Here is a 25,368-nt window from a genome sequence, read left to right as displayed (position 1 = left end):
GTCACGGCTCACCCTTTACGGCTCACCCTCACGCCGCCCCGCGCTGGAGCGCCTCGCACACCGCCGTCGACTCGCGGGCGCCCAGCTCGACCGCCCGGCCGCAGTGGGCGATCCAGGCCGCCATGCCGTCCGGGGTCCCGGAGACATAGCCCTCCAGGGCCGCCAGGTAGGCCGCGCGGCCCAGCTCGGCGTGGCCCACCTCGGCCGGGCAGACCGACTTGGGGTCGAGGCCGCTGCCGATCAGGACGATGCGCTCGGCCGCCCGCGCGACCAGGCCGTTGTGGGAGACGAAGGGGCGCAGGGCGAGCAGCTCGCCGTGCACGACGGCGGCCGTCACCAGCGCGGGCGCCGAGCCGCCCGCGATGATCAGCTGGGACAGCCCCTCCAGACGGCCGGCCAGCTCGGTGGCACCGGGCAGCGGCAGCTCGATCAGCGGCTCGTCGACCGTCTCACCGGCCTGCCGGGGCCGCCCGACCTCGTCCCCGCTGGTCGCCGCGGCCACCAGGTGCAGCCGTGCCAGGACGCGCAGCGGCGACTGACGCCAGATGGACAGCAGCTGGCCCGCCTCGGCGGTCAGCCGCAGGGCCGCGCCCACGACGCGTGCCTCGTCGTCGACGCCGAAGTCGCTGCGTCGGCGCACCTCCTCCAGGGCCCAGTCCGCACCGGACAGCGCGGCCGAGCCCCGGGAGCCGCGCAGGGCCGCCTCGGAGGTGATCTCGTTGCTGCGGCGCCGCATGACCCGGTGCCCGTAGACCCGGTCCACGGCCTTGCGCACGGACTCCACGGACTCGGCCACACCGGGCAGCGAGCCCAGGGCCGCAAGCGGATCGGCGGACGCGCCTGTCGTACTCATGAGTACGACATTACGCAACGAGGGCGCGCACCCCTCGAAGGAGTGGTCTTCTTCACGCACGGCTGCCACGTACAGCCACCTGGACACTACGCTTGGTGAACATGAAAATTGCTTTCGTTGGGAAGGGCGGCAGCGGGAAGACCACTCTGTCCTCCCTGTTCATCCGCCATCTCGCCGCCGTCGGCGCACCGGTGATCGCGATCGACGCGGACATCAACCAGCACCTCGGGCCCGCCCTCGGACTCGACGAGGCGGAGGCCGCGGAGCTGCCCGCGATGGGCGAACGGCTCCCGCTGATCAAGGACTACCTCCGCGGCTCCAACCCGCGCATCGCCTCCGTCGAGACGATGATCAAGACGACCCCGCCCGGCGAGGGCTCCCGGCTGCTGCGGGTCCGCGAGAACAATCCGGTGTACGACTCCTGCGCCCGACCGGTGGAACTCGACGGCGGCGCCGTCCGTTTGATGGTCACGGGCCCCTTCACGGACGCCGACCTGGGGGTCGCCTGCTACCACTCCAAGACGGGAGCGGTGGAACTGTGCCTGAACCACCTGGTGGACGGCCGTGACGAGTACGTCGTGGTCGACATGACGGCCGGTTCGGACTCCTTCGCCTCCGGCATGTTCACCCGCTTCGACGTCACGTACCTCGTCGCCGAACCGACCCGGAAGGGGGTCTCCGTCTATCGCCAGTACAAGGAGTACGCCCACGACTTCGGCGTCGAGCTGAAGGTCGTCGGCAACAAGGTGCAGGGCCAGGACGACATCGACTTCCTCCGCGCCGAGGTCGGGGACGACCTGCTCGTGACGGTGGGGCATTCGAACTGGGTGCGCGCCATGGAGAAGGGCCGGCCGCCCCGGTTCACGATCCTGGAGGACACCAACCGCGACGCCCTGCGCCTGTTGCAGGCGACCGTCGACACGGCGTACGAGCGGCGCGACTGGGAGCGCTACACGCGCCAGATGGTGCACTTCCACCTGAAGAACGCGCAGTCCTGGGGCAACGAGCGGACCGGGGCCGACCTGGCGGCGCAGGTCGACCCCCGTTTCGTCCTCGGCGAGAGCGTCGCGGCCGCCGTCTGACACCCGCGCGCGGGGCCGCCGTCCAGCGGCCGTCGCGCGGTTACCGGCCGGCCGCCGGTGCCCCGGGGACGCCCTTCGGGGCGGGGGCCGGGGGGCCGGACAGGAAGGACTCCCAGCCCTGCTTCGGGGCCTCGCCGACGCCCAGCGTCCGCAGCCTGGCCAGCGTCCGCGGGTCCTGGGTGTCGAGCCAGTCGGCCAGCTGCCGGAAGGACACACAGCGCACATCGGGCTTGTTGCAGACGGCCTCGACGACGTCCTCGACGGCACGCATGTACGTGCCGCCGTTCCAGGACTCGAAGTGGTTGCCGATGATCAGCGGGGCGCGGTTGCCGTCGTAGGCCCGGCTGAAGCCCTTGAGCAGGCCGTCACGCATCTCGGCGCCCCAGCGGTCGTACTTGCCGGGGTCGCCCTGGGTGGTGGTGCCGGACTGGTTGACCATGAAGTTGTAGTCCATGGTGAGCTGCTCGTAGGAGTGGCCGGGGAAGGGCACGAGCTGCATCGACAGGTCCCACAGGCCCTGGTTCTTGCGCGGCCAGACCTGGTTGTTGACGCCGCTGGTGTCGTAGCGGAAGCCCAGTTCGCCGGCGGCCCGCATGAAGTTCTTCTGGCCCTCCAGACACGGGGTGCGGGCGCCGACGAGTTCCTGGTCGTAGTCGAAGGGCAGCGGGGCCGCCTGCGTCATCCCGGTGTTGGTCTTCCAGGTCTTCACGAACTGTTTGGCCTGGGCGATCTCGTCCTTCCACTCGTCGACCGACCACTCGCCGACGCCGCCGTTCTTGCCGCAGAAGTGGCCGTTGAAGTGGGTGCCGATCTCGTTGCCCTCCAGCCACGCGAGGCGCAGCTGCTTCACGGTGTCGGCGATGCCCTGCTCGTCGTTGAAGCCGATGTCGGAGCGGCCCGGTGAGTGCTGCGGCGGCTTGTAGAGGTCGGCCTTCTCCTCGGGCAGCAGGTACACGCCGCTGAGGAAGTACGTCATCGTGGCGTTGTTGGCCTTGGAGACCTGGCGGAAGTGGGAGAACAGCTGCTGACTGTCCTCACCTGCGCCGTCCCAGGAGAAGACCACGAACTGCGGGGGCTTCTGACCGGGCTTCAGCCGTTCGGGCCGGAGCAGGTGCGGCTGGGCCCCGGTGTACGCGGTGGAGCCGTCGCCGATCAGCCGGACCGTGCTCTTGGGCGCCTGGGCCGGCGGGCCCTGGGCGCCTTCCTTAGAAGCGTGGGAAGCACCGGTTCCCGTAGCGCAACCGGCGAGCGACGCGGTGAAGGCCGCGGCGACGGCGGTCGCGGCGATCCTCTGGGTGGCGGCCATCTTCCGCCCACCTTCTTCCTTCTCTCGGCCAACGCCGGCGAGGGCGTTCTCTGACGGCGCCGCCGGGGCGAGCCGGCAGCGCCGTCAAGGTCGCACGGGGCCGAGAAGGAATTAGTACGACAAGCCGATGAAATGCCCACTTCACACTTCTGAGTGATCCGTTACCCCATTTGCCGCAAAAATCCATGCTTGCCCTTTACTCTGCATTACGATCTGTTTACTGAGCGTTGATTTTTCATCCCGCCGCTGTACGCCGTGACCCACGGCCGCGACCGCCCCCGTGCCCCATGGGGGACCACCTGTTCCGCGACCGCGCCGCCCGGAGGAGACGGGAACATGCCAGCCTGCGTCCCCACCCGCACATCCCACGCCACGCACACCCAGCGCATCCACCGCCCCCACAGCCCGCCCCCGGACCCGCCCCGCCGCTTCCGCATCGCGGGCGCCGATGTGTCCGCCTCGATCGCGGTCTTCCTGATCGCACTCCCGCTCTCCCTCGGTATCGCCCTGGCCACCGGCGCGCCGCTCCAGGCCGGACTCGTCGCAGCCGCCGTGGGCGGGATCGTCGTCGGCTGGATCGGCGGCTGCCCGCTCCAGGTCAGCGGCCCCGCCGCCGGGCTCACGGTCGTCACCGCCGACCTCATCCAGCGCTACGGCTGGCGGACGACCTGCGCCATCACCGTCCTCGCCGGCCTCGCCCAACTCGGCCTCGGCTGTCTGCGCGTGGCGCGCACCGCGCTCGCGGTCAGCCCCGCCATCGTGCACGGCATGCTCGCCGGCATCGGCGTCACCATCGCCGTCGCCCAGCTGCACATTGTCCTCGGCGGCACCCCGCAGAGTTCCGTCCTCGACAACCTCCGCGCCCTGCCCGCCCAGCTGGCGGGTCTGCACCCCGCCGCGGTGGCCGTGAGCGCGCTGACCCTGACCCTGCTGCTGCTCTGGCCACGCATCCCGGGCCGGGTGGGCCGACTGCTGCGCACGGTGCCCGCCGCCCTGGTCGCCGTCGCCGGGGCCACCGCCGGCGCGGCGCTCGCCGGTCTCACCCTGCCCAAGGTCGACCTGCCCTCCTGGCGCAGTCACGCCCTGGCCGGACTGCCCGAGGGCCCGGCGCTCGGGCTCGTCGCGGCCGTCCTCACCATCACGCTGGTGTGCAGTGTGCAGTCACTGCTCGGCGCGGTCGCCGTCGACAAGCTCATCGCCTCCCGCCCCGGCCTGCTCTCGGCCCGCCCCGGCCGCTCCACCCGGGTCGGACGCTCCGACCTGGACCGCGAACTGCTCGGGCAGGGCGCCGCCAACATCGCCTCCGGCGTGCTCGGCGGACTGCCCGTCGCGGGGGTGGCCGTACGAAGTTCGGCGAATGTCCACGCGGGTGCCGTGAGCCGGAACTCCACGATGCTGCACGGCGTTCTCGTAGTAGCCGCCGCACTGCTGATGGTCCCGATCCTGGAGCTGATCCCGCTCGCCTCGCTCGCCGCCCTGGTGATGGCCGTCGGCATCCAGATGGTGTCCCTGCACCACATCCGCACGGTGACCCGCCACCGAGAGGCGCTGGTGTACGCCGTCACCACCCTCGGCGTGGTGTTCCTCGGCGTCCTGGAGGGCGTGACGCTGGGGATCGCCGTGGCCGTCACCGTCGCCCTGCACCGCCTCACCCGCACCCGCATCACCCACGACGAACAAGAAGGAGTCCATTACGTACGCGTACGAGGCCAGTTGACGTTCCTCGCGGTACCCCGGCTCAGCCGGGCCCTGCACCACGTCCCCCAAGGCAGCCATGTCGTGGTCGAGCTGGACGGCTCCTTCATGGACCACGCTGCGTACGAGGCCCTCCAGGACTGGCAGAAGTCGCACACCGCACAGGACGGCATCGCCGAACTGACCGGCCGCCGCGTCGACACCGGGGTCCACACCGGAGCCGACGAGGGGACCGACGGCGAGACGGGCGCCGACACCAGCACCGGTACGGCCACCGGCGCCCACGCTCCGGCAGGTGAGTCGTCCGTTCCCTGGCACACCGGCTCCGCCCGGGCCGAGTGCCGCTGCCGTCCGTGGACGCCGTGGCGCAACCACCGCTGCGAGGTGCCCCACCCGGCGCCGCCGTCCGCCGCCGGGCCGACCGGGTCGGCGGGTTCGACCGGCCCTGCCGGCTCGACCGGCCCAACCGGCCCAACGAACTCAGCAAGGAGGACGGCACCCACCGCACCCGACACCCCCGGCACCCCGGGCGTCCGTGAACCAGGCGGTCGCCAACTGATGCGCGGTATCACCGCGTTCCAGCGCAACACCGCCCCGTTGGTCCGTGGGGAGCTGGCGCGGTTGGCCAGGGAGGGGCAGCGGCCGACCCAGCTGTTCCTGACCTGCGCCGACTCGCGGCTGGTCACCTCGATGATCACCTCCAGTGGTCCGGGCGACCTGTTCGTGGTGCGCAACGTGGGCAACCTCGTGCCGCCGCCCGGCGAGGAGAGCGGAGACGACTCGGTGGCCGCGGCGATCGAGTACGCGGTGGACGTGCTGCACGTGCGCTCCATCACGGTGTGCGGGCACTCCGGGTGCGGGGCCATGCAGGCGCTGCTCAACTCCGAGCCCGGCGGTGCCCAGACCCCGCTGAAGCGGTGGCTGCGGCTGGGGCTGCCGAGTCTGGAGCGGATGGCCGACGACGGCCGCCCCTGGCCCCGGCTGGCCGGGCGGGCACCCGCGGACGCGGTCGAGCAGCTCTGCCTGACCAATGTGGTCCAGCAGTTGGAGCATCTGCGGGCCCATGAGTCGGTGGCCCGTGCTGTGCGGGGCGGGGCACTGGAGCTGCACGGGCTGTACTTCCACGTGGGCGAGGCACAGGCCTACCTGCTCACCGAGAACGGCGCGGGCGCGCTGTTCGACCACGTCGGGGCGGCGGACCTGACGGTGTGACCCGGGTGCCCCCGACCTCGTCACGGCTCAGACAGGACAAGGAGTGTGAAAGGCGTTACACCGGCTGAACTTCGCCCGATCGCCGTCCGTGGGTACGGATGACCCGGTCATCCTGGTCACCCCCAGCCGCCCAGCCGCCCAGCCGCCAGCCACACCAACAGGTCTAAACCAATTTTCGGACCGCCCTTGTCATCGGCCCCCTGGGTCTGATGAGCTGTGGCCTGGGACACAACGGACACCCTTCGAAAGGGAGATGTCGTGAGCAACGAGAGCCTGGCCAACCTGCTCAAGGAAGAGCGCAGGTTCGCGCCGCCCGCCGACCTGGCCGCACACGCCAACGTCACGGCGGAGGCGTACGAACAGGCCAAGGCTGACAGGCTCGGCTTCTGGGCCGAGCAGGCCCGCCGGCTGACCTGGGCCAAGGAGCCGACGGAGACGCTGGACTGGTCGAACCCGCCGTTCGCCAAGTGGTTCAAGGACGGCGAGCTGAACGTCGCGTACAACTGCGTCGACCGCCACGTGGAGGCCGGGCACGGCGACCGGGTCGCGATCCACTTCGAGGGCGAACCCGGCGACAGCCGCGCCCTCACCTACGCCGAGCTGAAGGACGAGGTGTCGAAGGCCGCCAACGCGCTGCTGGAGCTGGGCGTCGAGAAGGGTGACCGGGTCGCCGTCTACATGCCGATGATCCCGGAGACGGCGATCGCGATGCTGGCGTGCGCCCGGATCGGCGCCGCGCACTCGGTCGTCTTCGGCGGTTTCTCGGCGGACGCGCTGGCCACGCGCATCCAGGACGCCGACGCCAAGGTCGTCATCACCTCGGACGGCGGGTACCGGCGCGGCAAGCCGTCCGCGCTGAAGCCGGCCGTCGACGAGGCGATCACCAAGGTCGACAACGTCGAGCACGTGCTCGTGGTCCGCCGTACCGGCCAGGACGTGGCCTGGGACGACAGCCGTGACGTGTGGTGGCACGAGATCGTCGAGCGGCAGTCCGCCGAGCACGCTCCGGAGCCCTTCGACGCCGAGCAGCCGCTGTTCATCCTCTACACGTCCGGGACGACGGGGAAGCCGAAGGGCATCCTGCACACCTCGGGCGGCTACCTCACGCAGGCCGCGTACACCCACCACGCCGTCTTCGACCTCAAGCCGGAGACGGACGTGTACTGGTGCACGGCCGACGTCGGCTGGGTCACCGGCCACTCGTACATCGTCTACGGGCCGCTCGCGAACGGCGCCACGCAGGTCATGTACGAGGGCACGCCGGACACCCCGCACCAGGGCCGGTTCTGGGAGATCGTGCAGAAGTACGGGGTGACGATCCTGTACACGGCGCCGACCGCGATCCGCACGTTCATGAAGTGGGGCGACGACATTCCCGCGAAGTTCGACCTGTCCTCCCTTCGTGTCCTCGGCTCGGTCGGCGAGCCGATCAACCCCGAGGCCTGGATCTGGTACCGCAAGCACATCGGTGGCGACCGGACGCCGATCGTGGACACCTGGTGGCAGACCGAGACGGGCGCGATGATGATCTCGCCGCTGCCCGGCGTCACCGCGACCAAGCCCGGTTCCGCGCAGACCCCGCTACCGGGCATCTCCGCGACCGTCGTCGACGACGAGGCGAACGAGGTGCCCGACGGCGGCGGTGGCTACCTGGTCCTCACCGAGCCGTGGCCGTCGATGCTGCGCACCATCTGGCGCGACGACCAGCGGTTCCTCGACACGTACTGGTCACGGTTCGAGGGCAGGTACTTCGCGGGCGACGGCGCGAAGAAGGACGACGACGGTGACATCTGGCTCCTCGGGCGCGTGGACGACGTGATGCTCGTGTCGGGTCACAACATCTCCACCACCGAGGTCGAGTCGGCGCTCGTGTCGCACCCGTCGGTCGCCGAGGCGGCCGTGGTCGGCGCGGCGGACGAGACCACCGGTCAGGCGATCGTCGCCTTCGTGATCCTGCGCGGCACGGCGAACGCGGACGACGAGAACCTCGTGGGCGATCTGCGCAACCATGTCGGCGCGACGCTCGGCCCGATCGCCAAGCCGAAGCGGATCCTGCCGGTCGCCGAGCTGCCGAAGACCCGCTCCGGCAAGATCATGCGCCGGCTGCTGCGGGACGTCGCGGAGAACCGCCAGCTCGGTGACGTCACCACGCTGACCGACTCCACGGTCATGGACCTCATCCAGGCGAAGCTCCCGGCGGCGCCCAGCGAGGACTAGCCACGACCAGTCCTGACCAGTCGGGGCCAGTCAGGGCCAGCGAGGCATAGCGGGGACCGGCAGGGACCTGCGAGGCCGGTGAGGACCGAGGACGTTCCCGGGGGGCACCCGGCGGCAGGCGGAAGCCGCGCCGGGTGCCCTTTTCACGCCTAGCGTGGGAAGCACCGGATCCGCCCCGACCACACCTTAGGTAAACTAAACAAAAACAGCCTCTGCCTCAGGTGCGCCGGGAAGTCTGGTCGGCATGCGTTCAGCCCTGCCCACCGACCGGAGGTCTCCCCCGTGACCGCGCCCCGCAACTCCGCTCCCCGCAAGGTCCTCGCACGGCTGTCGCTGCCCGAGCGGACGTTCGTCGCGGACGCGCTGCGCACCGAGACCGTCGGCGGCGTGCTGCTGCTCTTCGCCGCCGTCACAGCCCTGATCTGGGTGAACGTCCCCGCACTGCACGACAGCTACGAGACCGTCAGCCACTACCACCTCGGCCCCGAGGCCCTCGGTCTGCACCTCTCCGTCGAGCACTGGGCGGCGGACGGCCTCCTCGCCGTCTTCTTCTTCGTCGCCGGCATCGAGCTGAAGCGCGAGCTGGTCGCCGGTGACCTCAAGGACCCCAAGGCCGCCGTGCTCCCCGTGGTGGCCGCGCTGTGCGGGATGGCCGTACCGGCTCTCGTGTACGCGCTCACCAACGTCACCGGCGGGGGCTCGCTCGAGGGCTGGGCGGTGCCCACCGCCACCGACATCGCCTTCGCGCTCGCCGTGCTCGCCGTCATCGGGACGTCCCTGCCGAGCGCCCTGCGCGCCTTCCTGCTCACCCTCGCGGTCGTCGACGACCTGTTCGCGATCCTGATCATCGCGGTGTTCTTCACGGACCGGATCGACTTCGCGGCCCTGGGCGGCGCGCTGGCCGGTCTGATCGTCTTCTGGCTGCTGCTGCGCAAGGGCGTACGCGGCTGGTACGTGTACGTGCCGCTCGCGCTCGTGATCTGGGCGCTGATGTACAACAGCGGCGTCCACGCGACGATCGCCGGTGTCGCCATGGGCCTGATGCTGCGCTGCACCACCCGCGAGGGCGAGGAACACTCCCCGGGCGAGCACATCGAACACCTCGTACGGCCGCTGTCCGCGGGCCTCGCGGTGCCGCTGTTCGCCCTGTTCAGCGCCGGGGTGGCGATCTCCGGCGGGGCGCTCGCGGACGTGTTCCGGCAGCCGGAGACGCTCGGGGTGGTGCTGGGGCTCGTCGTCGGCAAGACGATCGGCATCTTCGGCGGGACCTGGCTGACCGCGCGCTTCACCCGCGCCTCGCTCAGCGAGGACCTCGCCTGGGCGGACGTCTTCGCCGTCGCCTCCCTCGCCGGCATCGGTTTCACGGTCTCCCTGCTCATCGGGGAACTGGCCTTCGAGGGCGACGCCGCCCTGACGGACGAGGTCAAGGCGGCCGTCCTGCTGGGCTCGCTGATCGCGGCGACCCTGGCGACCGTCCTGCTGAAGCTGCGCAACGCCCGCTACCGCCGGATCTACGAGGCCGAGGAGCGCGACGAGGACCTCGACGGCATCCCGGACATCTACGAGCAGGACGACCCGGCCTACCACCTTCGGATGGCCGAGATCCACGACCACAAGGCCGCCGAGCACCGCCGCCGGGCCGAGGAGCTCGCCCGGGAGAGGGCCGAGGAGCGTACCGGGCAGAAGTCCGGGTAGACGCCCGGGGCCCGCGTCGCGCGCGGGCTCCACGAGGGCCCTCGAAGCCCCCTGGGCACACCACATGGCGGCCGAAGTCGTGGGCGGGGCAGGCGAGGACGGCTACCGTCCGGCATGATCTGACGGGACGGTACAAAAGAAGCCAGAAGCAGCACAGCAGCAAGAAACACACAGCATCAGATGAGGGAGATCGCGATGAGCGCACCCGACGGCAGCCCGGTCGGCGCCGAACGCAGCATCGGCCAGTTGTTCGCCACGGCGACGACCGAGTTGTCGGCCCTGGTGCACGACGAGATCGCGCTGGCGAAGGCCCAGCTGAAGCAGGACGTCAAGCGCGGCGCGACGAGCGGCGGCGCGTTCTCGGCGGCCGGCGCGGTGCTGGTGTTCTCCCTGCCGATGTTGAACTTCGCCCTGGCGTACGGCATTCGGACCTGGAGCGACTGGAACCTCGCGATCTGCTTCCTGCTGTCCTTCGCGGCGAACGTGCTCATCGCGCTCGTCCTGGCGCTGGTCGGCGTGGCCTTCGCGAAGAAGGCCAAGAAGAGCCAGGGCCCGCAGAAGGTGGCCGCGTCGATGAAGGAGACGGCGGGCGTCCTGCAGAACGCCAAACCGCACCCGCGGCGCGAGCTGCCGCAGGACCGGGCGCCGCAGGCCATCGAGGCTGTGGCACGCTCGTCGTCATGACGGACCCCGGCACTCCTTCGGCGCAGCCCGCCTCGCTCGTCCGGCCTGACGGCCCCTGGACGCATCGCGAGGTCGCGGCCAACGGCGCCCGCTTCCACATCGCGGAGGCCGGTGACGGGCCGCTGGTCATGCTCGTCCACGGCTTCCCGCAGTTCTGGTGGACCTGGCGGCACCAGCTGACCGCGCTGGCCGAGGCGGGCTTCCGGGCCGTCGCGATGGACCTGCGGGGCGTGGGCGGCAGCGACCGTACGCCCCGGGGCTACGACCCGGCCAACCTCGCCCTCGACATCACCGGCGTGATCCGCTCCCTGGGCGAGCCTGACGCGGCGCTGGTCGGTCACGACCTGGGCGGCTATCTGGCGTGGACGGCGGCCGTGATGCGCCCCAAGCTGGTGCGCCGGCTCGCCGTCGCCTCGATGCCGCATCCCCGGCGCTGGCGCTCGGCGATGCTGGCCGACGTCCGCCAGACGACCGCGAGTTCCCACATCTGGGGGTTCCAGCGGCCGTGGGTGCCGGAGCGGCAGCTGACCGCCGACGACGGGGAACTGGTGGGCCGGCTGATCCGGGAGTGGTCCGGCCCGCTGCTGCCGGACGACGAGGCGGTGCGGACGTATCAGCGCGCGATGTGCATCCCGTCCACGGCGCACTGCTCCGTGGAGCCGTACCGGTGGCTGGTGCGTTCGCTGGCCCGGCCGGACGGCGTCCAGTTCTACCGGCGTATGAAGCGGCCGGTGCGGGTGCCGACGCTGCATCTGCACGGTTCCCTCGATCCGGTGATGCGTACCCGCAGCGCGGCCGGCTCCGGGAAGTACGTGGAGGCGCCCTACCGCTGGCGGCTGTTCGACGGGTTGGGGCACTTCCCGCACGAGGAGGATCCGGTCGCTTTCAGCACCGAACTGATCAATTGGCTGAAGGACCCCGAACCCGATCGGTGACCGATCTATCGCGCCCGGTATCCGGAACCGGAACGACTGTCCTACGAACGGCCACTTGCCCGGCGCATAGGCCAATTGGCGGCCCCGAGGGCGGTTATCGACCTTGGGGCAGGGGCAGACGTCGGGGTATGGGCTGGACGCACGACTACAGTGACGCACCTCGCAACCGCCGCTCGGCCAACGGCCTGAGCCCCCATCAACGAGGCGCGGACCCGCAGCTGCCGGGCTCCGACCTCCGCGTGGGCATTCCGCGCATCCTGCGTCGCCGGGCCCGCTGGGTCTCGGTGCGCCTGCGTCACCCGCGAGGCTGAACCCCGCGCAGGGCACGTCCGGCCGGCCGAGGACATCACCGAGAACCCCGCAGGGCCCCGCCTGAAGGGCCAGGGCTCCGCTGGAGGGCCAGGGTCCCGCTAGAGGGCGCAGCTGTCCTAGAGGGCGCAGCTGTCGCTGTCCACCTGCTGGCCCGCGGTACGCCCTTGGGCGATGTCCTGCCGGATCTCGTCCGCGGTGAGCGCATAGCCGGTCTCGGCGTCGTCGAGGGACTTCGCGAAGACCACGCCGTACACCTCGCCGTCGGGCGTGAGCAGCGGGCCGCCGGAGTTGCCCTGACGGACGGTGGCGTACAGCGAGTACACATCACGGCGCACGGTGCCGCGGTGGTAGATGTCCGGGCCGTTGGCCGTGATGCGTCCGCGTACGCGCGCGGCACGGACGTCGTACGCCCCGTTCTCCGGGAAGCCGGCCACGATCGCGCCGTCGCCGCTCGAGGCGTCGCCGCTGGTGAACCGCAGCGCGGGCGCGTCGAGTTCCGGTACGTCCAGGACCGCGATGTCGCGCTTCCAGTCGTACAGCACGACCGTGGCGTCGTACTTGCGGCCCTCGCCGCCTATCTGGACGGTGGGTTCGTCGACGCCGCCCACGACGTGCGCGTTGGTCATGACGCGGCGCTCGGCGAAGACGAAGCCGGTGCCCTCCAGGACCTTGCCGCAGCTCTCCGCGGTGCCCATCACCTTGACGATGGAGCGCTGCGCGCGGGTGGCCACGGCGCTGCCGGCGAGCGCCGGGTCGGGCGGCTGCACGTCGGTGATCGGCTCGTTGGCGAACGGGCTGAAGACCTGCGGGAAGCCGTTCTGCGCGAGGACGGAGGAGAAGTCGGCGAACCAGGTGTCGGCCTGGGTGGGCAGCGCCTGGGACACCCCCTGGAGGACCTTGGAGCTGCGGACCTCCTTGCCGAGCGTCGGCAGGGTGGTGCCGGCCAGGGCCGAGCCGATCAGCCAGGCCACCAGCAGCATCGCGACGACGTTGACCAGCGCGCCGCCGGTCGCGTCCAGGGCGCGGGCCGGGGACCAGGTGATGTACCGGCGCAGTTTGTTGCCGAGGTGGGTGGTGAAGGCCTGGCCGATGGAGGCACAGACGATCACGATCACGACCGCGACGACCGCGGCCGTAGTGCTCACCTCGGAGTTGTCGGTGAGCCAGTCCCAGATCACGGGCAGCAGGTAGACGGCGACGAGGCCACCGCCCAGGAAGCCGATCACCGACAGGATGCCGACGACGAAGCCCTGGCGGTAGCCGACGACCGCGAACCAGACGGCCGCGACCAGCAACAGGATGTCCAGCACGTTCACCGCTTCGCGCCTCGCCTCATCAATGAGCGGTCACTACAGGTCGGCCGGGGGTCTGGGGGCTGTCCCCCAAGTCGACACAGCACGGTGGACACCCTGTCATGACCTCCAGTCCAGCGGGACCTGCTTCTCGCGGTCCCAAGGGCGCTCCCAGCCCGCGTAGTGCAGCAGCCGGTCGATGATCCCGGCCGTGAAGCCCCAGACAAGGGCCGATTCGACCAGAAATGCCGGGCCTCGGTGGCCGCTGGGGTGGACGGTCGTGGCGCGGTGCTCGGGGTTCGTGAGATCGGCCACGGGGACGGTGAAGACCCGCGCCGTCTCGTTCGGGTCGACGACGCCGACCGGGGTGGGCTCGCGCCACCAGCCCAGGACCGGGGTGACGACGAAGCCGCTGACCGGGATGTACAGCTTGGGCAGCACGCCGAAGAGCTGGACGCCGGACGGATCCAGGCCCGTCTCCTCCTCGGCCTCGCGCAGGGCGGCGCGCAGCGGGCCGTCGCCGTGCGGATCGCCGTCCTCCGGGTCGAGGGCGCCGCCGGGGAAGGAGGGCTGGCCCGCGTGCGACCGGAGGGAGCCGGCCCGCTCCATCAGCAGCAGCTCGGGGCCGCGCTCGCCCTCGCCGAACAGAACCAGGACGGCCGACTGCCGCCCCGCGCCGTCCTCGGGCGGCAGGAAGCGGCTGAGCTGGAGCGGTTCGACCGTCTCCACCGCGTGCACCACCGGGTCCAGCCAGGCGGGCAGGCCCTTCTTGCTGAGCGTCACCGGACCGCCCTGCGTACCGCTCGCGCGCGTCACCGTCGCACCACCCCCCGTTCCGCCCGGTCCAACGCGTGAGGACCGGCAGATCGTTCCGTCGGCCGTCCCCCGGTCGCCGCCTGCCTCATCCGGCCCCCGGTCGCCGACCGCCTCATCCGGCCCCCAGCGGCGGGGCCGGCCGGCCGCCCGCGTCGAGGTAGGACTGCGGCGGGTTCAGCCGCTGTCCGGGGAAGCCGCCCTTCTCGTACTTCAGGAGCTTCTTCGCCTTCTCGGGGTCCGTCTCGCCCTCGCCGTACGCGGGGCAGAGCGGGGCGATGGGGCAGGCGCCGCAGGCGGGCTTGCGGGCGTGGCACATCCGGCGGCCGTGGAAGATCACGTGGTGGGAGAGCATCGTCCACTCGCTCTTGGGGAAGAGCGCGCCGACGGCGGCCTCGATCTTGTCCGGCTCGGTCTCCTCGGTCCACCGCCAGCGCCGTACGAGGCGCTGGAAGTGGGTGTCCACGGTGATCCCGGGCCGGCCGAACGCGTTCCCCAGCACCACGAAGGCCGTCTTGCGGCCGACGCCGGGCAGCTTGACCAGGTCCTCCAGCCGACCGGGGACCTCGCCGCCGAACTGCTCCACGAGGGCCTTGGAGAGCCCTATCACCGACTTGGTCTTGGCGCGGAAGAAGCCGGTGGGGCGGAGGATCTCCTCGACCTCCTCCGGGTCGGCGGCGGCCAGGTCCTCGGGGGTGGGGTACTTGGCGAACAGGCCGGGGGTCGTCTGGTTGACCCGGAGGTCGGTGGTCTGGGCGGACAGGACCGTGGCGACCACCAGCTGGAAGGGGTTCTCGAAGTCCAGCTCGGGGTGGGCGTAGGGGTAGACCTCGGCCAGCTCGCGGTTGATCCGGCGGGCGCGGCGGACCAGGGCGGTGCGGGACTCGGGCTTCCTGGCGGCAGCCGGCTTCCTGGCGGCAGCCGGCTTCCCGGCAGGAGTCTCTTTTGTCACCTTTGCCGCTTTCTTGGCCGCTTTCCTGACGTCGCCGGGACCCTGTTCGCCCTCGGCGGAATCGCGACGTACAACCACCCGCCCAGCCCCCTTGGCCTGTGCTCTCACCGGCGATTTGGACACCCGGCCAGCCTAAAGCCAGGCACTGACATCCGCCCCGGACCCAGAAGATCAGCCCCCAATTGGACCCCTGCCGCTTACCGCGGGACATGTGTACGGCATCCTTGTGACAGATCACACTGTTTGGACCGTCCGGCAAAATGGGGAACACGGTCCCCTGGTACCAAGGGGGAGCAAGATCCCCTGAGCAGGTCGACAAGGAGAGAACTCGTGGACGACGTTCTGCGGCGCAACCCGCTCTTCGCGGCTCTCGACGACGAGCAGGCCGCTGAGCTGCGCGCCTCCATGAGTGAGGTGACGCTCGCCCGTGGCGACTCCCTGTTCCACGAGGGCGACCCTGGCGACCGGCTCTACGTCGTCACCGAGGGCAAGGTCAAGCTCCACCGCACGTCCCCGGACGGCCGCGAGAACATGCTGGCCGTGGTCGGCCCCGGCGAACTGATCGGCGAGCTGTCGCTGTTCGACCCGGGTCCGCGTACGGCGACGGCGACCGCGCTGACCGAGGTCAAGCTGCTCGGCCTCGGCCACGGCGACCTCCAGCCCTGGCTGAACGCCCGCCCCGAGGTGGCCGCGGCCCTGCTGCGCGCCGTCGCCCGGCGGCTGCGCAAGACCAACGACGCCATGTCGGACCTGGTCTTCTCGGACGTCCCCGGCCGCGTGGCACGCGCGCTGCTGGACCTCTCCCGCCGCTTCGGCGTGCAGTCCGAGGAGGGCATCCACGTCGTCCACGACCTGACGCAGGAGGAGCTGGCCCAGCTGGTCGGCGCCTCGCGCGAGACGGTCAACAAGGCGCTCGCCGACTTCGCCGGGCGCGGCTGGCTCCGCCTGGAGGCGCGGGCCGTGATCCTGCTGGACGTGGAGCGGCTGGCGAAGCGTTCGCGCTGACGCCCGGCCCTCCTGGCCTACGGCGCTCAAGGGGCTCGTCTCGTGAGGCGGGCCCCTGTCCGCGTGACCGCACCCGGGGCTGTTCCTGCCGGGCCGGCTTCGCTCAAAAATGATCCGCCGGACGGCTCGCCCCCGGGCACAGTTGCCCTATGGCTGAAACGGTTCCCCCCAGAGGTCTCGACGCCCAGGGCTACATCGCCCGCGAAGGCTCCCTCGCGCGCGTGCCGGACGCTTTCCGTCCCGTCGTCGCAGGAGCCCGGGACCGGATCCTGGACCTCTTCGGGGCGCGGCTGCACAGCGCGTACCTCTACGGGTCGATTCCGCGCGGCACCGCGCGCGTGGGCCGCAGCGACCTGGACCTTCTGGTCGCCCTCCACGAGGAGCCGACCGAGACGGACCGGGCAGGCGGCCGCGCCCTGGTCGAGGCCCTCGACCAGGAGTTCCCGCAGATCGACGGCGGCGGGACGCTGCTGCACAGCCGCGCACAGGCGCTGAGCGACCTGGAGACGCACGACATGGGGTTCTTCGTCGCGTGCCTGTGCACCCCGCTCCTCGGGGACGACCTCGCCGCGTACCTGCCCCGCTACCGCCCCGACTCCCTCCTCGCCCGCGAGACCAACGGCGACCTCGCCCTGTTCCTGCCCCGCTGGCGTGAGCGCGTCGCCGGTGCCGCCGACTCGGAGGAGGCCAGGCGACCCCTCGTCCGGTTCATGTCCCGCCACCTCGTGCGCACCGCGTTCACCCTGGTCATGCCCCGCTGGAACGGCTGGAGCAGCGACCTGCACGAGATGGCGGAGGCGTTCGGCGGGTACTACCCGGAGCGGGCGGAGCAGGTACGGGCGGCGGCCGCCCTCGGCTACGAGCCGACGGGCGACCGCGCCGTCCTCGCGTCCCACCTCGACGACCTCGGGCCGTGGCTGGCCGAAGAGTACGCGCGCGTGCACGGCATCAAGGCCCCGCGCCCCGGCCAGGAGCTGCCCTAGATCAGCCCGTGCTCCTGGAGGTACTCCATCTGCGCGCGGACCGACAGCTCCGCCGCCGGCCACAGGGAGCGGTCGACGTCGGCGTACACGTGCGTGACGACCTCGGCCGGGGTGCCCAAGCCGTTCTCCACGGCCGTCTCGACCTGGGCGAGACGGTGGGCGCGGTGGGCGAGATAGAACTCCACGGCGCCCTGCGCGTCCTCCAGGACGGGTCCGTGGCCCGGGAGGACCGTGTGGACGCCGTCGTCGACCGTGAGGGACCTCAGACGCCGCAGGGAGTCCAGATAGTCGCCGAGACGGCCGTCGGGGTGCGCCACGACCGTCGTGCCGCGGCCCAGGATCGTGTCGCCGGTGAGGACGGCACCGTCAGCCGGGAGGTGGAAGCACAGCGAGTCGGCGGTGTGGCCGGGCGTCGGCACCACCCGCAGCTCCAGTCCGCCCTCGGTGACCACGTCCCCGGCGGCCAGCCCCTCGTCGCCCAGCCGCAGCGCGGGGTCCAGGGCGCGCACGCGTGTGCCGGTCAGCTCGGCGAAGCGGACGGCGCCCTCGGCGTGGTCGGGGTGGCCGTGGGTGAGCAAGGTCAGGGCGACGCGCCGGCCGGCCCGCTCGGCGGTGTCGACGACCGCGCGGAGGTGGGTCTCGTCCAGCGGACCCGGGTCGATGACGACCGCCAGCTCGGAGTCGGGCTCGGCGACGATCCAGGTGTTGGTGCCGTCCAGGGTCATCGCGGAGGCGTTGGGCGCGAGGACGTTCACGGCCCGCGCGGTGGCAGGTCCGGAGAGGACCCCTCCGCGCGGCTGGCCCGGAAGGGTGCTTGCGTCCGTCATGCGGGGCCTCCACCGGCGGCGATCGGGATGTGCTTGGTGAACTCGCCGTGGCCCGGCCAGGACAGCACGATCTCGCCCTCGGCCAGCCTCGCCCTGGCCAGGACGGGCGTGAGGTCACGGCCGGGCGCCGCGGCCAGCGCGTCCGCCGCCGAGCCGTACGGCACCAGCTGGCGGAGCGTCGCGATGGTGGGCGGCATCATCGTCAGCTCGCCCTTGTCGTACCGTGCGGCGGCCTCGCCGGGGCGGATCCACACCGTGCGGTCGGCCTCCGTGGAGGCGTTGCGGGTGCGCTGGCCCTCGGGGAGCGCGGCCACGAAGAACCAGGTGTCGTAGCGGCGGGACTCGAACTCCGGGGTGATCCAGCGCGTCCACGCGCCGAGCAGGTCGGAGCGCAGGACCAGGCCGCGGCGGTCGAGGAACTCCGCGAAGGACAGGTCACGGGCAGCCACGGCGGCACGGTCCGCCTCCCAGTCGTCGCCGGTCGTGTCCCCGACCACCGAGTCGGGCGTCGGCCCCGCGAGCAGGACGCCGGCCTCCTCGTACGTCTCGCGTACGGCCGCGCAGACGATCGCCTGGGCGGCCGCCCCGTCGACGCCGAGCCGCTCGGCCCACCACGCGCGCGTGGGGCCCGCCCAGCGCACCTGGCGGTCGTCGTCGCGCGGGTCGACGCCGCCGCCCGGATAGGCGTACGCGCCTCCGGCGAAGGCCATGGAGGCGCGTCTGCGCAGCATGTGCACGACGGGGGTGCCGCCGTCCCTCGGGTCCTTCAGGAGCATGACGGTGGCCGCGCGTTTCGGGGTGACCGGGGTGAGGGTGCCCTCCGCGAGCGCGCGGATGCGTTCCGGCCAGTCCTGCGGAAACCACTGCCCATTCGCCATGGGCGCGAGGCTATCCCCTGGGGGGCGAATGTTCGAGAGGTGCCCGAGGTCAGAGCGCCCCCGCGACCGCTACGGGACCAGCTCCACCTGGATCTCGACCTCCACCGGCGCGTCCAGCGGCAGCACCGCGACACCTACCGCGCTGCGCGCGTGCACGCCCTTGTCGCCGAGGACCTCGCCGAGCAGCTCGCTCGCGCCGTTCAGGACGGCGGGCTGGCCGGTGAAGTCCGAGGCCGACGCCACGAACCCGACGACCTTCACCACGCGCGCGATGCGGTCCAGATCACCGGCGACCGACTTCACGGCGGCCAGGGCGTTCAGGGCGCAGGTGCGGGCCAGCTCCTTGGCCTCCTCGGAGGTGACCTCCGCGCCGACCTTGCCGGTGACCGGCAGCTTGCCGTCCACCATGGGCAGCTGGCCGGCCGTGAACACGTACGGCCCGGACTGCACGGCGGGCTGGTAGGCCGCGAGCGGCGGCACCACGGCGGGCAGGGTCAGGCCCAGCTCGGCAAGCCTGGCCTCGACGGCGCTCACGCCTTCTTCCGCTTCAGGTAGGCCACGAGCTGCTCGGGGTTGTTCGGCCCGGGCACGACCTGGACGAGCTCCCAGCCGTCCTCGCCCCAGGTGTCCAGAATCTGCTTCGTGGCATGGACGAGCAGCGGCACGGTTGCGTATTCCCACTTGGTCATGGGGCCGACTGTATCCGTTGCGGCGGGCTGCGCAGGTCCCGGCCGAGCGGCCGGTCGTGACCCGTCGCGCACGTGCCGTACGGCCGACGACCGCCCGATCACCCACAAGCCATGTGGCCGATAGTCGCCCCCGTTGTCCACAGCCTGTCGATTGCCTCGGGCACGGACTGGTTACGCTCGAAGACGTGAGCAGGCTCCAGGTCGTCAGCGGAAAGGGCGGGACCGGAAAGACGACGGTCGCCGCGGCCCTCGCGCTTGCCCTCGCCACGGCGGGGAAGCGGACGCTTCTCGTCGAGGTGGAGGGCCGGCAGGGCATCGCGCAGCTCTTCGAGACAGAAGCGTTGCCGTACGAAGAACGCAAGATCGCCGTCGCGCCGGGCGGGGGTGACGTGTACGCCCTCGCCATCGACCCCGAACTGGCCCTTCTGGACTACCTCCAGATGTTCTACAAGCTGGGGAGCGCCGGACGGGCCCTGAAGAAGCTCGGCGCCATCGACTTCGCCACCACCGTCGCGCCCGGCCTGAGGGACGTCCTCCTCACCGGCAAGGCGTGCGAGGCGGTGCGCAGGAAGGACAAGCGCGGCCGGTTCGTGTACGACTACGTCGTCATGGACGCGCCGCCCACGGGCCGCGTCACGCGCTTCCTGAACGTGAACGACGAGGTGGCCGGGCTCGCCCGGATCGGCCCGATACACAATCAGGCGCAGGCCGTGATGCGGGTGCTGAAGTCGGCGGAGACCGCCGTCCACCTGGTGACGCTGCTGGAGGAGATGCCGGTCCAGGAGACCGCCGACGGCATCGCCGAGCTGCGCGCGGCCAAGCTGCCGGTGGGCCGGGTCATCGTGAACATGGTCCGGCCCGAGGTGCTGGACGCCGACGAGCTGGAACTCGTACGGGCCGTCGGACGTTCCTCTGTCGCGCGGTCGCTGTCCGCCGCGGGGCTCGGCGGGGCGCGGCGCGGCGGGCACGCCGAGCGGCTGGTGGATCCGCTGCTCCGGCAGGCCGACGAGTACGCCGAACGGCACGCGCTGGAGCGGGAGCAGCGCGCGGTCCTGGCCGGGCTGGACCTGCCGCTGCACGAACTGCCGCTGCACGCCGAGGGCATGGACCTCGCGGGACTGTACGAACTCGCCACCGAACTGCGGAAGCAGGGGATCGCATGAGCCGCGACCAAGCGCAGGGCCAGACACCGCACCGGCTCTCCCCCGCGCGCGTGCTCGACATCGATCCGCTGCTCGACGACCCGGCGACCCGCATCATGGTGTGCTGCGGCTCGGGCGGCGTCGGCAAGACGACGACGGCGGCGGCGCTGGGCCTCAGGGCGGCCGAGCGGGGCCGCAAGGTGGTGGTCCTCACCATCGACCCGGCGCGCCGGCTCGCCCAGTCCATGGGCATCGACTCGCTGGACAACACCCCGCGCCGGGTGAAGGGCATCGACGACTTCGCGCACGGCGAACTGCACGCGATGATGCTCGACATGAAGCGCACGTTCGACGAGATCGTCGAGGCGCACGCGGACCCCGAGCGGGCGGCCGCGATCCTCTCGAACCCCTTCTACCAGTCGCTCTCCGCGGGCTTCGCCGGCACGCAGGAGTACATGGCGATGGAGAAGCTGGGCCAGCTGCGGGCCAGGGACGAGTGGGACCTGATCGTGGTGGACACCCCGCCGTCCCGCTCGGCGCTGGACTTCCTGGACGCGCCGAAGCGGCTGGGCTCGTTCCTGGACGGCAAGCTGATCCGGGTGCTGCTCGCGCCCGCCAAGGTCGGCGGCCGCGCGGGGATGAAGTTCCTGAACGTCGGGATGTCGATGATGACGGGCGCGCTCGGCAAGCTGCTGGGCGGGCAGCTGCTGAAGGACGTCCAGACGTTCGTGGCGGCGATGGACTCGATGTTCGGCGGGTTCCGCACGCGCGCGGACGCCACGTACAAGCTGCTCCAGGCGCCGGGGACGGCGTTCCTGGTGGTGGCGGCTCCCGAGCGGGACGCGCTGCGGGAGGCCGCGTACTTCGTGGAGCGGCTGGCCGCCGAGGACATGCCGCTGGCCGGCCTGGTGCTCAACCGGGTCCATGGCAGCGGCGCCGCCCAGCTGTCGGCCGAGCGGGCGCTCGCCGCAGCGGAAAATCTTGAAGAGCCCCGCATTGTGGATCAGGACGGCGGGAAAGCTGGACTTCGTAACTCTCCCGACACGTACGGCAGTTCAGAATCTCCCGCATCGCAGCCCGCGTCCCACTCCTCACCCCAGCCCGCACCCCGTCCCGCGTCCGATCAGGGGCCCGACTCCCCCGGCACCGATCGGCTCACCGCGGGCCTGCTGAGGCTGCACGCCGAGCGGATGCATCTGCTCTCCCGCGAGCAGCGCACGCGCGACCGCTTCACGGCGCTGCACCCCGAGGTGGCGGTGACCGAAGTGGCCGCGCTGCCCGGCGATGTGCACGACCTCGCGGGGCTGCGGGACATCGGCGACCGGCTCGCGACCAACCGGCCGGAATTGCCGGAGGTCGCCGAGGGGTGAAATCCGGGGCGCCTGTACTTGCGTCTGAGCAGTGCTGACGCCTGTGCCGGTGCTTGCGCCTGTGCCGTGCCTGCGCGGTGCGGCGGCGCCTGTGCCTGCCGGCATGGCTTGACCGGGCTTGGCGGCGCGGCTGCCAGCTCCAGGGCGCGCCAACGCGTCTATGCGCCGTGCGCCCACGCACCCACGCACCCACGCACCCAGCTTCGACTCCACCCGGAGTCGATCGCACCCAGCATCGATCGCACCCGGCCTCGACCGCACCCACCGTCGATGGCGTGCCGAAGACCCGCCCACACCCTGCCGCCCATGCGCCAAGGGAGCCGAGCCGAATCCCCCTCAGCTCACCGCCGCATAGTTCTCGTACACGCTGTCGTCGTCGAGCGAGACGATGCCCGCTCCGCGCTCGTACTCCGAGCGCGCCGTCTCGAGGAGCCGGCGCCACGAAGTCACGGTGGGACGCCTGCGCAGCAGGGCGCGGCGTTCGCGCTCCGTCATGCCTCCCCACACGCCGAACTCGACGCGATTGTCGAGCGCGTCGGCCAGGCATTCGGTGCGTACCGGACATCCGGTGCACACCGCCTTGGCCCTGTTCTGCGCTGCTCCCTGAACGAACAGTTCATCCGGATCGGTAGTGCGGCAGGCGGCCTGCGCACTCCAGTCGGTTACCCAGCCCATACCGGCGCCGTCCTCTCCCGAATCGAGGCTCCCCCACGGCGGCAGCGGCATATTCACCGCCGCCAGTTGAGGACGTTACGGAAGGTGGGCACAGCGCAACACCCCCTTCGGGCCCAATCTTGAATGGCCCGAACGGACTATGGGTAAGCGGCAGATCACCCGGGGGAGTGAGCCCGCGACATACGTGACCATCCCCACAATCGGGACAGTTCCATTGAGTCACAACGGACGCCAAGTGACACACAAGGCGGATTCGGACACGCCCCCACCCAAAAAGTCGGGGAACCTCCGGAACGATTCGGGGTCGCCGGACGTATTGATACGTAGCCCTGCTGCTGTGACAGTTGAGAGCAGCTTAGGCCAAGGCATATACGCGTGTCCGGCGAATGAGAACGTAGGCTGCCCTCATGCCAAAGAAGCGCTCGGGCGGTGGCCTGTCCGCCACGCAGCAGGCCGCCAAGTTCCTCGGTGTCAGCGTGCTCTCCGGAGCTGTCCTGGCGGGCATCGCACTGCCCGCCGTCGGCGCGCTGGGCTTGGCCGCCAAGGGGTCGGTGGAGTCGTTCGACGAGCTCCCGGCCAACCTCAAGACGCCGCCGCTGAGCCAGCGCACCACGATCCTGGACGCCAAGGGCTCGCAGATCGCCACGGTCTACTCCCGTGACCGCACGGTCGTCGACCTCAAGAACATCTCGCCGTACCTGCAGAAGGCGATCGTCGCGATCGAGGACTCCCGGTTCTACGAGCACGGCGCGGTCGACCTCAAGGGCGTCCTGCGCGCGCTGAACAAGAACGCGCAGAGCGGCGGGGTCTCCCAGGGCGCCTCGACGCTCACCCAGCAGTACGTGAAGAACGTCTTCGTGGAGGAGGCCGGCGACGACCCGACGAAGGTCGCGCAGGCCACCCAGCAGACCATCGGCCGCAAGATCCGCGAACTGAAGTACGCGATCCAGGTCGAGGAGGAGCTGGGCAAGAAGAAGATCCTCGAGAACTACCTGAACATCACGTTCTTCGGCCAGCAGGCCTATGGCGTCGAGGCGGCCTCCCAGCGCTACTTCTCCAAGCACGCCAAGGACCTCACCCTGCCCGAGGCGGCCCTGCTGGCCGGCATCGTGCAGTCGCCCAGCCGCTACGACCCGGTCAACGACGAGGCCGAGGCGACCAAGCGCCGCAACACCGTGCTCCAGCGGATGGCCGAGGTCGGCGACATCTCGGCGGCCGAGTCCGCGAAGGCGCAGAAGGCCCCGCTCGGTCTGAAGGTCACCCAGCCGAAGAACGGCTGCATCACCGCCGTCCAGGGCGCCAGCTTCTTCTGCAAGTACGTCGAGCGGGTCTTCCTCAGCGACCCGGTCTTCGGCAAGACGAAGGAGGAGCGGGCCAAGGTCTGGAACCAGGGCGGTCTGACCATCCAGACCACCCTCGACCCCCAGTCCCAGCAGTCCGTCCAGGACTCGCTCAAGGACCACGTCTACAAGTCGGACAAGGTCGCCGCCGCCGCCACGCTCGTCGAGCCCGGCACCGGCAAGATCCTCGGGATGGGCCAGTCGAAGCCGTACGGCTACGGCAAGAACGAGACCGAGTACAACTACTCGGTCAACGCGGCCATGGGCGGCTCGAACTACGGCTTCCCGACCGGTTCGACGTTCAAGCCGTTCGTCGCCGCGGCCGCGCTGGAGGAGGGCCGCCCGGCCAACCAGACCTACTCCGCGCCGTACGAGATGCCGTACCCGGAAACGGTCCAGACCTGCAGCGGCAAGTCCTGGGTGAACGACGGCGACTACAAGCTGGAGAACGAGAGCGAGTCCGAGCGCGGGCCTTACGCGCTGCGGAAGGCCATGGAGATGTCGGTCAACACCTACTTCGTGCAGATGCTGGCGGACATCGGCATGTGCCCCGTGGTGAAGATGACCGACGCGCTGGGTGTGGTCCAGGGCAACGGCGACAAGGTCCCCGAGGTCCCGTCGTCCATGACCCTCGGCTCGACGGGCCTCTCGCCCCTCACCATGGCCAGCGCCTACGCGGCCTTCGCCAGCCGCGGTATGTACTGCACCCCGGTCGCCATCGAGTCGATCACCCAGACCGTCGGCGGCACGAAGAAGTCGCTGGAGGTCCCGAAGTCGACCTGCTCCCGTGCGATGAGCGAGAAGACCGCGGACACCATCAACACGCTGCTGAGCGGTGTGGTCGACTCCGGTACGGGCCAGCAGGCCGGTCTGTCGGGCCGCGCGAACGCCGGTAAGACGGGTACGACGGACGAGCGCAAGAACGCCTGGTTCGTCGGCTACACCCCGAACCTCTCGGGTGCCGTCTGGGTCGGCAGCGCCAGCCAGAAGGTGAAGATGACCGGCATCACCATCGGCGGCGTCTACCACGGCCAGGTCTACGGCGGTGACACCCCCGGCCCGATCTGGCGCGACGCGATGACCGGCGCGCTCTCCGGCAAGGACGACCCGGAATTCAACCTCGTCACCATCCCGGGCAACGACAAGGGCCGCGACGAGGACGACAACGGCAACGGCAACGGCAACGGCGGTGACAACGGCGACGACGGCTTCATCGGCGGCCTGCTCACCAACGGCACGACCAACGGTGGCTCCACCGGCGGCTCCACCCCGACCCCCAGCTTCACCCTCCCCGAAGGACTGTTCCAGGGCACGAGCAACGGGAACGGCAGCGGGGGGCGCCGCGGCTGAGCGGTGACCGACAAGAAACGGCCCCTGCTTCTTGTACGGAGAGGCAGGGGCCGCTTTCGGT

General features: G+C 71.0%; 22 protein-coding genes. 12 read left to right on the top strand and 10 right to left on the bottom strand.

The window, feature by feature from the left end; genetic code table 11:
- Positions 1–28: 28 nt before the first annotated feature.
- The gene (locus ACZ6D7_RS25910; protein WP_469495224.1) at positions 29–853 is read right to left on the bottom strand and encodes a Fic family protein; all 825 of its coding nucleotides are present in this window, start codon (positions 851–853) and stop codon (positions 29–31) included.
- Positions 854–954: 101 nt separating this feature from the next.
- On the opposite strand from ACZ6D7_RS25910, the gene ACZ6D7_RS25905 reads away from it, so the two are divergent.
- Positions 955–1,935: an ATP-binding protein gene (locus ACZ6D7_RS25905; RefSeq protein ID WP_469495220.1), complete on the top strand. Its 981-nt coding sequence runs from the start codon at positions 955–957 to the stop codon at positions 1,933–1,935.
- A 40-nt stretch (positions 1,936–1,975) separates the two neighbouring features.
- Here the strand turns inward: ACZ6D7_RS25905 and ACZ6D7_RS25900 are convergent, their stop codons facing one another.
- On the bottom strand, positions 1,976–3,241 hold the full coding sequence (locus tag ACZ6D7_RS25900; RefSeq protein WP_469495218.1) for a polysaccharide deacetylase family protein: 1,266 nt from the start codon (positions 3,239–3,241) through the stop codon (positions 1,976–1,978).
- 336 nt (positions 3,242–3,577) lie between these two features.
- On the opposite strand from ACZ6D7_RS25900, the gene ACZ6D7_RS25895 reads away from it, so the two are divergent.
- From ACZ6D7_RS25895 to ACZ6D7_RS25870, 6 genes are all read left to right on the top strand, one after another.
- The gene (locus ACZ6D7_RS25895; RefSeq protein WP_469495215.1) at positions 3,578–6,148 is read left to right on the top strand and encodes a SulP family inorganic anion transporter; all 2,571 of its coding nucleotides are present in this window, start codon (positions 3,578–3,580) and stop codon (positions 6,146–6,148) included.
- Between the two features lie 258 nt (positions 6,149–6,406).
- Positions 6,407–8,365 carry an acetate--CoA ligase gene (acs, locus tag ACZ6D7_RS25890; RefSeq protein ID WP_469495212.1) on the top strand — a complete coding sequence of 653 codons (1,959 nt, stop codon included), beginning with the start codon at positions 6,407–6,409 and terminating at the stop codon, positions 8,363–8,365.
- A 282-nt stretch (positions 8,366–8,647) separates the two neighbouring features.
- Complete coding sequence (gene nhaA, locus ACZ6D7_RS25885) at positions 8,648–10,060, top strand: Na+/H+ antiporter NhaA (protein ID WP_469495209.1); 1,413 nt, start codon at positions 8,648–8,650, stop codon at positions 10,058–10,060.
- A gap of 195 nt (positions 10,061–10,255) precedes the next feature.
- Complete coding sequence (locus tag ACZ6D7_RS25880) at positions 10,256–10,744, top strand: phage holin family protein (RefSeq protein WP_469495207.1); 489 nt, start codon at positions 10,256–10,258, stop codon at positions 10,742–10,744.
- Positions 10,741–11,679, top strand: a complete 939-nt coding sequence (locus ACZ6D7_RS25875) for an alpha/beta fold hydrolase (RefSeq protein ID WP_469495204.1) — start codon at positions 10,741–10,743, stop codon at positions 11,677–11,679. Before ACZ6D7_RS25880 ends, ACZ6D7_RS25875 begins: the two co-directional genes overlap by 4 nt.
- Before the next feature lie 128 nt (positions 11,680–11,807).
- Entirely contained in the window at positions 11,808–11,990 is a 183-nt protein-coding gene (locus ACZ6D7_RS25870; RefSeq protein WP_078615678.1) for a hypothetical protein, read from the top strand.
- 117 nt (positions 11,991–12,107) lie between these two features.
- Here ACZ6D7_RS25870 and ACZ6D7_RS25865 read toward each other — a convergent pair whose 3' ends face one another.
- The 3 genes from ACZ6D7_RS25865 to nth form a co-directional block, all read right to left on the bottom strand.
- Positions 12,108–13,307: a MarP family serine protease gene (locus tag ACZ6D7_RS25865; protein ID WP_469495195.1), complete on the bottom strand. Its 1,200-nt coding sequence runs from the start codon at positions 13,305–13,307 to the stop codon at positions 12,108–12,110.
- Positions 13,308–13,403: 96 nt separating this feature from the next.
- Positions 13,404–14,099 (bottom strand): NUDIX hydrolase, encoded by a 696-nt coding sequence (locus ACZ6D7_RS25860; protein ID WP_469495187.1) that lies wholly within the window; start codon positions 14,097–14,099, stop codon positions 13,404–13,406.
- Between the two features lie 112 nt (positions 14,100–14,211).
- The gene (gene nth / locus ACZ6D7_RS25855) at positions 14,212–15,126 is read right to left on the bottom strand and encodes an endonuclease III (protein ID WP_469495181.1); all 915 of its coding nucleotides are present in this window, start codon (positions 15,124–15,126) and stop codon (positions 14,212–14,214) included.
- A 252-nt stretch (positions 15,127–15,378) separates the two neighbouring features.
- On the opposite strand from nth, the gene ACZ6D7_RS25850 reads away from it, so the two are divergent.
- Together ACZ6D7_RS25850 and ACZ6D7_RS25845 are read left to right on the top strand one after the other, a co-directional pair.
- On the top strand, positions 15,379–16,053 hold the full coding sequence (locus ACZ6D7_RS25850) for a Crp/Fnr family transcriptional regulator (RefSeq protein WP_030795913.1): 675 nt from the start codon (positions 15,379–15,381) through the stop codon (positions 16,051–16,053).
- A gap of 149 nt (positions 16,054–16,202) precedes the next feature.
- On the top strand, positions 16,203–17,036 hold the full coding sequence (locus tag ACZ6D7_RS25845) for a nucleotidyltransferase domain-containing protein (protein WP_469495170.1): 834 nt from the start codon (positions 16,203–16,205) through the stop codon (positions 17,034–17,036).
- Here the strand turns inward: ACZ6D7_RS25845 and ACZ6D7_RS25840 are convergent.
- The 4 genes from ACZ6D7_RS25840 to ACZ6D7_RS25825 all read right to left on the bottom strand — a co-directional run bounded on the left by ACZ6D7_RS25840 (position 17,033) and on the right by ACZ6D7_RS25825 (position 19,430).
- The gene (locus ACZ6D7_RS25840) at positions 17,033–17,863 is read right to left on the bottom strand and encodes an MBL fold metallo-hydrolase (protein ID WP_469495164.1); all 831 of its coding nucleotides are present in this window, start codon (positions 17,861–17,863) and stop codon (positions 17,033–17,035) included. The two genes, ACZ6D7_RS25845 and ACZ6D7_RS25840, sit on opposite strands and share 4 nt — an antisense overlap.
- The gene (locus tag ACZ6D7_RS25835) at positions 17,860–18,741 is read right to left on the bottom strand and encodes an NUDIX hydrolase (RefSeq protein WP_469495159.1); all 882 of its coding nucleotides are present in this window, start codon (positions 18,739–18,741) and stop codon (positions 17,860–17,862) included. The genes ACZ6D7_RS25840 and ACZ6D7_RS25835 overlap by 4 nt, the downstream gene beginning before the upstream one ends.
- Positions 18,742–18,810: 69 nt before the next feature.
- The gene (locus tag ACZ6D7_RS25830; RefSeq protein ID WP_469495156.1) at positions 18,811–19,275 is read right to left on the bottom strand and encodes a RidA family protein; all 465 of its coding nucleotides are present in this window, start codon (positions 19,273–19,275) and stop codon (positions 18,811–18,813) included.
- Positions 19,272–19,430, bottom strand: a complete 159-nt coding sequence (locus ACZ6D7_RS25825; RefSeq protein ID WP_469495155.1) for a DUF4177 domain-containing protein — start codon at positions 19,428–19,430, stop codon at positions 19,272–19,274. Before ACZ6D7_RS25825 ends, ACZ6D7_RS25830 begins: the two co-directional genes overlap by 4 nt.
- Positions 19,431–19,615: 185 nt before the next feature.
- On the opposite strand from ACZ6D7_RS25825, the gene bagA reads away from it, so the two are divergent.
- A complete protein-coding gene (gene bagA, locus ACZ6D7_RS25820; protein ID WP_469495154.1) occupies positions 19,616–20,593 on the top strand; it encodes an ATPase BagA in 978 nt (325 codons plus the stop codon).
- Positions 20,590–21,942, top strand: a complete 1,353-nt coding sequence (gene bagB / locus ACZ6D7_RS25815) for an ATPase BagB (RefSeq protein ID WP_469495152.1) — start codon at positions 20,590–20,592, stop codon at positions 21,940–21,942. The genes bagA and bagB overlap by 4 nt, the downstream gene beginning before the upstream one ends.
- Positions 21,943–22,278: 336 nt before the next feature.
- Here bagB and wblA read toward each other — a convergent pair whose 3' ends face one another.
- Positions 22,279–22,617 carry a transcriptional regulator WblA gene (wblA, locus tag ACZ6D7_RS25810; protein WP_469495512.1) on the bottom strand — a complete coding sequence of 113 codons (339 nt, stop codon included), beginning with the start codon at positions 22,615–22,617 and terminating at the stop codon, positions 22,279–22,281.
- A gap of 407 nt (positions 22,618–23,024) precedes the next feature.
- Here wblA and ACZ6D7_RS25805 point away from each other — a divergent pair, with 407 nt between their 5' ends.
- Positions 23,025–25,307 (top strand): transglycosylase domain-containing protein, encoded by a 2,283-nt coding sequence (locus ACZ6D7_RS25805; RefSeq protein WP_469495149.1) that lies wholly within the window; start codon positions 23,025–23,027, stop codon positions 25,305–25,307.
- Positions 25,308–25,368: the final 61 nt, after the last annotated feature.

Source organism: Streptomyces sp. NPDC041784, from assembly GCF_055591025.1.
The sequence above is the reverse complement of the archived record's forward strand: the minus strand, read 5'-3'. Positions and strand labels throughout refer to the sequence as shown.

Excerpts from the sequence above, each read along its gene's own strand:
- ACZ6D7_RS25895 (WP_469495215.1), top strand. The coding sequence starts at position 3,578 with ATGCCAGCCTGCGTCCCCACCCGCACATCCCACGCCACGCACACCCAG.
- ACZ6D7_RS25910 (WP_469495224.1), bottom strand. The coding sequence starts at position 853 with ATGAGTACGACAGGCGCGTCCGCCGATCCGCTTGCGGCCCTGGGCTCG.
- ACZ6D7_RS25840 (WP_469495164.1), bottom strand. The coding sequence starts at position 17,863 with ATGACGGACGCAAGCACCCTTCCGGGCCAGCCGCGCGGAGGGGTCCTC.
- ACZ6D7_RS25805 (WP_469495149.1), top strand. The coding sequence starts at position 23,025 with ATGCCAAAGAAGCGCTCGGGCGGTGGCCTGTCCGCCACGCAGCAGGCC.
- ACZ6D7_RS25880 (WP_469495207.1), top strand. The coding sequence starts at position 10,256 with ATGAGCGCACCCGACGGCAGCCCGGTCGGCGCCGAACGCAGCATCGGC.
- ACZ6D7_RS25845 (WP_469495170.1), top strand. The coding sequence starts at position 16,203 with ATGGCTGAAACGGTTCCCCCCAGAGGTCTCGACGCCCAGGGCTACATC.
- ACZ6D7_RS25825 (WP_469495155.1), bottom strand. The coding sequence starts at position 19,430 with ATGACCAAGTGGGAATACGCAACCGTGCCGCTGCTCGTCCATGCCACG.
- ACZ6D7_RS25905 (WP_469495220.1), top strand. The coding sequence starts at position 955 with ATGAAAATTGCTTTCGTTGGGAAGGGCGGCAGCGGGAAGACCACTCTG.
- wblA (WP_469495512.1), bottom strand. The coding sequence starts at position 22,617 with ATGGGCTGGGTAACCGACTGGAGTGCGCAGGCCGCCTGCCGCACTACC.
- bagB (WP_469495152.1), top strand. The coding sequence starts at position 20,590 with ATGAGCCGCGACCAAGCGCAGGGCCAGACACCGCACCGGCTCTCCCCC.
- ACZ6D7_RS25835 (WP_469495159.1), bottom strand. The coding sequence starts at position 18,741 with ATGGCGAATGGGCAGTGGTTTCCGCAGGACTGGCCGGAACGCATCCGC.
- ACZ6D7_RS25870 (WP_078615678.1), top strand. The coding sequence starts at position 11,808 with ATGGGCTGGACGCACGACTACAGTGACGCACCTCGCAACCGCCGCTCG.
- ACZ6D7_RS25900 (WP_469495218.1), bottom strand. The coding sequence starts at position 3,241 with ATGGCCGCCACCCAGAGGATCGCCGCGACCGCCGTCGCCGCGGCCTTC.
- ACZ6D7_RS25875 (WP_469495204.1), top strand. The coding sequence starts at position 10,741 with ATGACGGACCCCGGCACTCCTTCGGCGCAGCCCGCCTCGCTCGTCCGG.